Source organism: Aeromonas sp. R6-2 (genome assembly GCF_040908155.1).
In the GTDB taxonomy this organism is placed as follows: Bacteria; Pseudomonadota; Gammaproteobacteria; order Enterobacterales; family Aeromonadaceae; genus Aeromonas; species Aeromonas schubertii.
Map to the genome: position 1 here is coordinate 24249 of NZ_JBFODE010000033.1, position 7889 is coordinate 32137.

The following is a 7889-nucleotide window of genomic DNA, read 5'->3' on the forward strand; positions in this document are numbered from 1 at the left end:
CAATAACTTAACCTGATGGGTGTCAAAGGGCTCGGTTATTGGGCGCCAGCGCACAGAGTTGATCCAGCGCAATCGCATGAAAGTGATAATCAATATCATTAATGGATTGCGTGATCACAAAGAAGCAGAAAATCCATGATCTTTACTCCCACCATGACCGGGATGGCGACCCCATCCCCTCTCCAGTTTGCCTTTGTCGCCAAGCACACTCCCCATGCGGGCAGAAGAGGCGCTCCCCTTGCCCTTGATGAACCGCAGTGGCAAGAGCGTTGGCAGCAAGCCTCGACGGCGGCCCGGCGTGCCCTCTACCTCCATATCCCGTTTTGCCGCAAGCGCTGCAGCTTCTGCAACTTCTTCGAAAATGGCGCCAATCCGGCGCGCATGGAGGCCTATGTCACCGCCCTGTGCGGGGAGATCAAGCGCCGTGCCGACACCCCCTTCGCCCAGAGTCGCCCGTTTGGCGCCGTTTATCTGGGGGGAGGCACCCCGACCGACATGACGGCCGATCAAATAGGACGGCTGCTCGAGGTAGTGCGCCGCTTTCCGCTTGCCCCCGATGCCGAGGTGACGCTGGAGGGGCGCCTCAACGGCTTTGACGATGAGAAGTGGCAAGCGGCCCTGGAGGGAGGGGTTAACCGCTTCTCGTTTGGGGTGCAGAGCTTTGACAGCCGGGTGCGTCTGGCCGCCGGCCGCCTCGATGAGCGCGAGGCGCTGCTCGCACGGCTGCAAACCCTGAGTGAACGAGACAGTGCCGTGGTGGTGGCCGACCTTATCTTCGGCCTGCCCTGGCAGAGCCACGCCAGTTGGGCGCAGGATCTGGACGATCTCTTGGCCAGCCGGGTTCACGGGGTGGATCTCTACCAGCTCATCGGTCTGCCCGGTAACAACCTCGAGCGCTTCAACGCCTCGGGGCGCCAACCCGAGGGGCTGCCCAGTGCCGAGCGTGCCCTCATGTATCGCTGTGGTGCCGAGCGCCTCGAGGAGGCCGGTTGGGAGCGCCTCTCCTGCTGTCACTGGCGACGCGACGGGCGTGAGCACAGCCGCTACAACCGGCTGGCCAAGTCGGGGGCCGAGATCCTCCCCTTCGGCGCAGGGGCCGGGGGGGTATTTCAAGGCATGAGGGTGATGAACGGGCGAGATCTGAACGCGTGGCACCAGGCGCTCTCGGCCGGCGTGCCGGTGCCTGCCATGATGATGGGGCAAGGGCCGAATGATGCCTGGCTGGGACGGGTGAGCGGCGCCCTGGATCAGGGCTTGTTACCCTGGGCCATCTTGCCCGAGCCGTGGCGGGCGCCCCTTGCCACCCTGTTTATACGCTGGCAGGAGCACGGTTTGGCCAGGGTGGGGGAGGAGGGGGTGAGCCTCACCCTGGCCGGGCGTTTCTGGACGGTGAATCTGCAGGCCGGGTTACTCGAGTTCCTCGACGCGAACCCTGAGGCCGCCTTCGGCGAGGCGGGCTGACAGGCGTGCCCCCACCCGGGTATCGCGGGGAGTACGCACCACCTTGCCTTCCTCATCGCGCAAGATGGCGTAACCCCGACCCAGGGTGGCCAGAGGGCTCACCCCGTCCAGGCGTGCGGCCAGGGTCCCCATGCGGTGGCCGCGATCGCTCAGCAGACGCCCCATGGCGGCGGTGAGGCGCTCGCCGGCCAGTTGATGGCGGCGCCGTCCCTCCTCGAGACGCCGTGCCGGAGTGTGTCGCTCGAGGCGCTGGGCAAGCTGGGCCAGACGCCGCTCGCTGCCTTGCAGCTGGCGGCTCATCTGCCGCTCCAGGCGCAGGGCCAACTCATCGAGACGCTGGGACTGCTGCTCCAGAGTGCGCTGGGGATCCCTGTGCTCGAGGCGCTTGGCCAGCAGGGTGAGGTGGTGCCGGTTCCCCTGCAGCAGTTGCAAGGCGCTGCGGCGCAGCCGCAGATCGAGCGCCCCCAGGCGCTCGCGCAGCTGACCCTGATCCGGAGCCACCAGCTCGGCGGCCGCCGACGGGGTGGGGGCACGCAGATCGGCCACAAAGTCGCTGATGGTGACATCCACCTCATGACCGACCGCGCTCACCACCGGGATGGCGCTCTGGGCGATGGCCCGTGCCACCGCCTCTTCGTTGAAGCACCAGAGATCTTCGAGCGAGCCGCCGCCGCGCCCCAGGATGATCACATCCACCTCGGCCCGTCGGTTGGCGGTGTAGAGGGCATGCACTATCTGGCCGATGGCGGCCTGACCCTGCACCTGAGTGGGGTAGATGATCACCGGCAGAGCAGGGGCGCGCCGACGCAGCACGGTCAGCATGTCGTGCAGGGCGGCGCCGGTGGCGGAGGTGATGATGCCGACCGCCCTCGGCTGGGCTGGCAGGGGGCGCTTGCGCCCGGCATCAAACAGCCCCTCGATGGTGAGACGCTGCTTGAGCTCCTCGAAGCGCATGGCCAACACCCCGTCGCCGGCGGGTTGCATGCTCTCGATGATGAGCTGGTAGTCGCCGCGCGGCTCAAACAGGGAGACGCGGGCCTGCACCAGCACCTGCATGCCATCCCGTGGGCGCAGGGGCACCCGGCGGTTGTTCCCCTTGAACATGGCGCAGCGCACCTGGGAGGAGAGATCCTTGAGGGAGAAGTACCAGTGGCCCGAGGCCGGCATGGCGAGGTTGGAGATCTCGCCATTGAGCCAGACGGTGCCAATTTCGTGCTCAAGCAGCATGCGCACGGCGCCGTTGAGCCGGGTGACGGTATAGACCTGGGATGGGTGGGTCAAAACGGTCCCTTATGCCGGTAGCCGCCCGGAGGCGGGGAGAAACGTGGGGCCTATCTTATCCCAGAATCCCTCCTGTTAGGGAGGCTGTTAGGGAGGGTGTCAGAGAGGGCGTTAGATAGCCTATGAGCCACATGCCGGGTTCGATTGGCGCACTCTGGTGGTCGGCGGGCGCACTCGCAGGGCTCAAGGGGGAGCAGACGAGGGAGAAAAAATGCTGCCCCGAAGGGGACGATGGGGAGTGGAACTTAATGAATTAACCATTTACCCAAGCTGAGTTGGCGCTTTATTCTGATTTTTTATTCACCCTTGGTCCTATATTCCGAATAAGGGCACTTTGGGGTATCTTACCCCCACCCGCCGCGACTCACGTCGCTGTGGGGGCTGGCAGGACGCCGGTCGCCGCTATTTCAGGGAGCCTTTATTCATGTCTGATACCACCCTCACCAGCCGGGTGCCCCATACCCGTCTCGATGATCTCTATGCCCTTGCCCTTGGCATCATGTTTATCGCCATGGGACTCAATCTGCTCAAGTGGTCCGGGATGATCACAGGGGGGATTGCCGGTATCGCCCTGCTGCTCTCCCACTTTGTGGCGCTGCCTATTGGCGTGCTCTTCTTTCTGGTTAACGCCCCCTTCATGATCTTTTGTGCCTTCACCATGGGGCGCGACTTTACCCTCAAGACCCTGGCGGTGAACCTGCTGCTCTCGGCGGCCACCCAGTTGGTGCCCCATCTGTTGAGCGTCACCTACATCCACCCCCTGTTTGCCGCCCTGGTGGGGGGCTCTTTCCTCGGCATGGGGGTGCTCTCGCTGGCGCGCCACAACGCCTCGGTGGGCGGGGTCGGGGTGGTCACTCTCTGGTTGCAGCGGCGCTTTCACATCAATGCGGGAAAGAGCCAGATGGCACTTGATCTGCTGGTCTTTGCCCTCTCCCTGCTGACTCTGCCGCTCCCGCTGTTGCTCTGGTCAGCCTTGAGCGCCCTGGCCATGAACGCCATGTTGATGGTCTGGCACAAACCGGGCCGCTACCTGGGATAAGCAAAAAGATCATTTCTCGGCAAACCGGGCCGGTTTTGGCCTGATATTGTTGATCTTTTGCCGTGTTGGAAGGCATAAACGGGATTTGTCGTAAAAAATTCAAATTTAATACTTTACGACAGGCCGATTCATCGGTAGAATTCGCCGGCAATATTTTACACCCCCACACCACAGGTGAGATATTGCCATGCTCAGGATTGCCAAAGAAGCGCTGACCTTCGACGACGTGTTGTTGGTACCGGCCCACTCCACTGTTCTCCCCAATACCGCCGATCTTCGCACCAAGCTGACCTCCGGGATCAGTCTCAACATCCCCATGATCTCCGCCGCCATGGATACCGTGACCGAGGCAAACCTCGCCATTGCCCTGGCCCAGGAAGGGGGCATCGGCTTTATCCACAAGAACATGTCCGTTGAGCAGCAGGCTGCCGAAGTGCGCAAGGTCAAGAAGTACGAGAGCGGCGTGGTCTCCGACCCCGTCACCGTGCGTCCCGACATGACCATCGCCCAGATCAAGGAGCTGAGCCACCGTAACGGGTTTGCCGGCTACCCCGTGGTCACCGAGGGCAACCAGCTGGTGGGCATCATCACCGGCCGTGATGTGCGCTTCGTCACCGATCTCTCCCTCACCGTCGAGCAGGTCATGACCCAAAAAGATCGTCTGGTCACGGTACGCGAAGGCGCCGCCCGTGACGAGGTGGTGGGTCTGATGCAAAAACACCGCATCGAGAAGGTGCTGGTGGTCAACGGCGACTTCACGCTCAAGGGCATGATCACCGTGAAGGATTTCCAGAAGGCCGAGCGCAAGCCCCATGCCTGTAAGGACGAGCAGGGTCGTCTGCGCGTCGGCGCCGCCGTCGGTGCCGGTGCCGGTAACGAAGAGCGCGTCGCCGCCCTGGTCGAGGCCGGTGTCGACGTCCTGCTCATCGACTCCTCCCACGGTCACTCCCAGGGGGTGCTGGATCGCATCAAGGCGACCCGTGAGGCCTATCCCAACCTGCAGATCATCGGCGGTAACGTCGCCACTGCGGCCGGCGCGCGCGCCCTGGCCGAGGCCGGCGTCAACGCGGTCAAGGTCGGTATCGGCCCCGGCTCCATCTGCACCACCCGTATCGTCACCGGCGTGGGCGTGCCCCAGATCACCGCCATCTCCGACGCCGTCGAGGCCCTCGAGGGTACCGGCATTCCGGTCATCGCCGACGGTGGCATCCGTTTCTCCGGCGACATCGCCAAGGCCATCGCCGCCGGCGCCAGCTGCGTCATGGTGGGCTCCATGTTTGCCGGTACCGAAGAGGCTCCGGGCGAGATCGAGCTCTACCAGGGCCGCTCCTTCAAATCTTACCGTGGCATGGGCTCCTTGGGGGCCATGTCCAAGGGGTCGAGCGATCGCTACTTCCAGAGCGACAATGCCGCCGACAAGCTGGTGCCGGAAGGGATCGAAGGGCGCGTGCCGTACAAGGGCCGCCTCAAGGAGATCATCCACCAGCAGATGGGGGGCCTGCGCTCCTCCATGGGCCTGACCGGCAGTGCCACCATCGACGAGATGCGTACCAAGGCCGAGTTCGTGCGGATCTCCGGCGCCGGGATGAAAGAGTCCCACGTCCACGACGTGACCATTACCAAGGAAGCCCCCAACTATCGGATGGGCTAACAAGACGGGGCCCTGCGCCCCGTTTTTCCAACCTTTTTACCCCCACACCAGCCTGAAACAGGATGAACATGAGTAAAAATATTCACGATCACCGTATCCTGATCCTGGACTTCGGTTCCCAGTACACCCAGCTGATCGCCCGCCGCGTGCGCGAAATCGGTGTCTACTGCGAGCTGTGGGCCTGGGACGTGACCGAAGAGCAGATCCGCGAATTCAATCCGAGCGGCATCATCCTCTCCGGCGGCCCCGAGTCCGTCACCGAGGCGGGCAGCCCGCGCGCCCCCGAATATGTCTTCAACGCCGGTGTGCCCGTGTTTGGCATCTGCTACGGCATGCAGACCATGGCCGAGCAGCTCGGTGGCAAGGTCTCTTCCTCCACCGAGCGCGAGTTTGGCTACGCTCAGGTCGAGGTGGTGGCCCAGAGCGCCCTGCTGCGCAACATCGAAGACGCCATCGCCGATAACGGCAATGCCATGCTGGACGTCTGGATGAGCCACGGTGACAAGGTCACCACCATCCCCGAGACCTTCACCACGGTTGCCCGCACCCCGACCTGCCCCCACGCCGCCATGGCCTGGGAAGATAAGCGCTTCTACGGCGTGCAATTCCACCCGGAAGTGACCCACACCCGCCAGGGTGCCCGCATGCTCGAGCACTTTGTCAAAGACATCTGCGGCTGCGAGTGTCTGTGGACCCCGGCCACCATCATCGACGACGCCGTCGCCCGCATTCGCGAGCAGGTGGGCGATGACGAGGTGATCCTGGGTCTCTCCGGCGGTGTGGATTCTTCTGTGGTGGCCATGCTGGTGCACCGCGCCATCGGCGATCGCCTCACTTGCGTCTTCGTCGACAACGGCCTGCTGCGCCTGAACGAAGGGACCCAGGTGATGGAGATGTTTGGGGATCACTTCGGTCTCAACATCATCAAGGTGGATGCCGAGCAGCGCTTCCTCACCGCACTGGCCGGCGAAGACGAGCCGGAGGCCAAGCGCAAGATCATCGGCCGCGTCTTCGTCGAGGTGTTCGACGACGAGGCGAAGAAGCTGAAAAACGCCCGCTGGCTGGCCCAGGGCACCATCTATCCCGACGTCATCGAATCGGCCGCCAGCAAGACCGGCAAGGCCCACGTCATCAAGTCTCACCACAACGTCGGCGGTCTGCCGGAAGAGATGAAGATGGGCCTGGTCGAGCCCCTGCGCGAGCTGTTCAAGGACGAGGTACGCCGCGTCGGTCTCGAACTGGGTCTGCCCTACGACATGCTCTATCGCCACCCGTTCCCGGGACCGGGCCTGGGCGTGCGTGTGCTCGGCGAAGTGAAGAAAGAGTATTGCGACCTGCTGCGCCGCGCCGATGCCATCTTTATCGAAGAGCTGCGCAAGGCCGATCTCTACAACCGCGTCAGCCAGGCGTTCGCCGTCTTCCTGCCGGTGCGCTCGGTCGGTGTCATGGGCGATGGTCGCAAATATGACTGGGTCATTGCCCTGCGTGCCGTCGAGACCATCGACTTTATGACCGCCCACTGGGCCCACCTGCCGTACGACTTCCTCGGCCACGTGTCGAACCGCATCATCAACGAGATCAATGGCATCTCTCGCGTGGTGTACGACGTTTCCGGCAAGCCGCCCGCCACCATCGAGTGGGAATAAGCGGCCGCGCCCCGAGCGCAGCCAAAAGTGTTAAAAAGACGCCCTTGGGGCGTCTTTTCTTTTTCCAATCGTTTGCGTCTCACTCTTCTTGAGATCTGGAGTCGAGAACAGGGTGACTGTCATTTGTAACAGGGGCGCTTTTTGAAACCCACCCTACGCTCATTAATGCCAAATGAGACCGCTTTCGAGACGGCGCTGTCATGGCGATATGGGAGTATGGCAGCCTGCTGCCTTACACCCTGTGGGAGTCTTTCATGCCGAAAGCCTTGGCATGGCTTCCCGGTGGAGTCCGGACACCACCTAAATCAACGGGGCGGAACCCGAACAGCCATATGAGTAGGGATGAGTCATCACGGAGGGTTTGTTATGTCGGATCAAGCTGTGCTGGTTGGCGGATGGACTGCATACCATAAGCTGACCGCCGAGGATCAAGCGGTGTTCAACGAAGCCATGAAAGGATTTGTCGGGGTGGAGTATCAGCCCTTTGAGGTGTCCACCCAGGTGGTCGCGGGGATGAACTACCGCTACAAATGCAAGACCACAGTACCGTTACCGACGCCCATTCACGGCGAGGCTGTCGTGCAGATCTTCAAGTCGCTGGACGGCTCTGCTCATATCACCTCCATCACTCCCATCTAATCGCGGGCAGTGGTGGGGGAGGGGCTGGCCAGCGGTGACGCCCCCAAAACCTGCAATGAAAAGACGCCACTGCGGCGTAATGCCGATCAGTTAAGGATCCATTGACCGATCCTTCTGATATGTGAAAATCCGAAACCTATTGATTGGTTTCGGATTTTTTATGCGCATCGAA

Annotated in this window: 6 protein-coding genes; 5 read left to right on the forward strand and 1 reads right to left on the reverse strand. The window is 62.6% G+C overall.

Annotated features, from left to right (window positions below):
* Positions 1–135: 135 nt before the first annotated feature.
* Entirely contained in the window at positions 136–1461 is a 1326-nt protein-coding gene (hutW, locus tag AB5Y48_RS08205) for a heme anaerobic degradation radical SAM methyltransferase ChuW/HutW (protein ID WP_368164166.1), read from the forward strand.
* On the opposite strand, the gene xseA is transcribed toward hutW, so the two are convergent.
* Positions 1408–2742 (reverse strand): exodeoxyribonuclease VII large subunit, encoded by a 1335-nt coding sequence (xseA, locus tag AB5Y48_RS08210; RefSeq protein WP_050667521.1) that lies wholly within the window; start codon positions 2740–2742, stop codon positions 1408–1410. The genes hutW and xseA overlap by 54 nt on opposite strands.
* Before the next feature lie 424 nt (positions 2743–3166).
* On the opposite strand from xseA, the gene AB5Y48_RS08215 reads away from it, so the two are divergent.
* The 4 genes from AB5Y48_RS08215 (at position 3167) to AB5Y48_RS08230 (ending at position 7717) form a co-directional block, all read left to right on the forward strand.
* Positions 3167–3781, forward strand: coding sequence for a YitT family protein (locus AB5Y48_RS08215; protein WP_050667522.1), 615 nt, complete (start codon positions 3167–3169; stop codon positions 3779–3781).
* A gap of 187 nt (positions 3782–3968) precedes the next feature.
* A complete protein-coding gene (gene guaB, locus AB5Y48_RS08220) occupies positions 3969–5432 on the forward strand; it encodes an IMP dehydrogenase (RefSeq protein ID WP_050667523.1) in 1464 nt (487 codons plus the stop codon).
* A gap of 68 nt (positions 5433–5500) precedes the next feature.
* Positions 5501–7078: a glutamine-hydrolyzing GMP synthase gene (gene guaA, locus AB5Y48_RS08225; RefSeq protein WP_060586298.1), complete on the forward strand. Its 1578-nt coding sequence runs from the start codon at positions 5501–5503 to the stop codon at positions 7076–7078.
* Between the two features lie 366 nt (positions 7079–7444).
* Positions 7445–7717 (forward strand): hypothetical protein, encoded by a 273-nt coding sequence (locus tag AB5Y48_RS08230; RefSeq protein ID WP_050667525.1) that lies wholly within the window; start codon positions 7445–7447, stop codon positions 7715–7717.
* Positions 7718–7889: the final 172 nt, after the last annotated feature.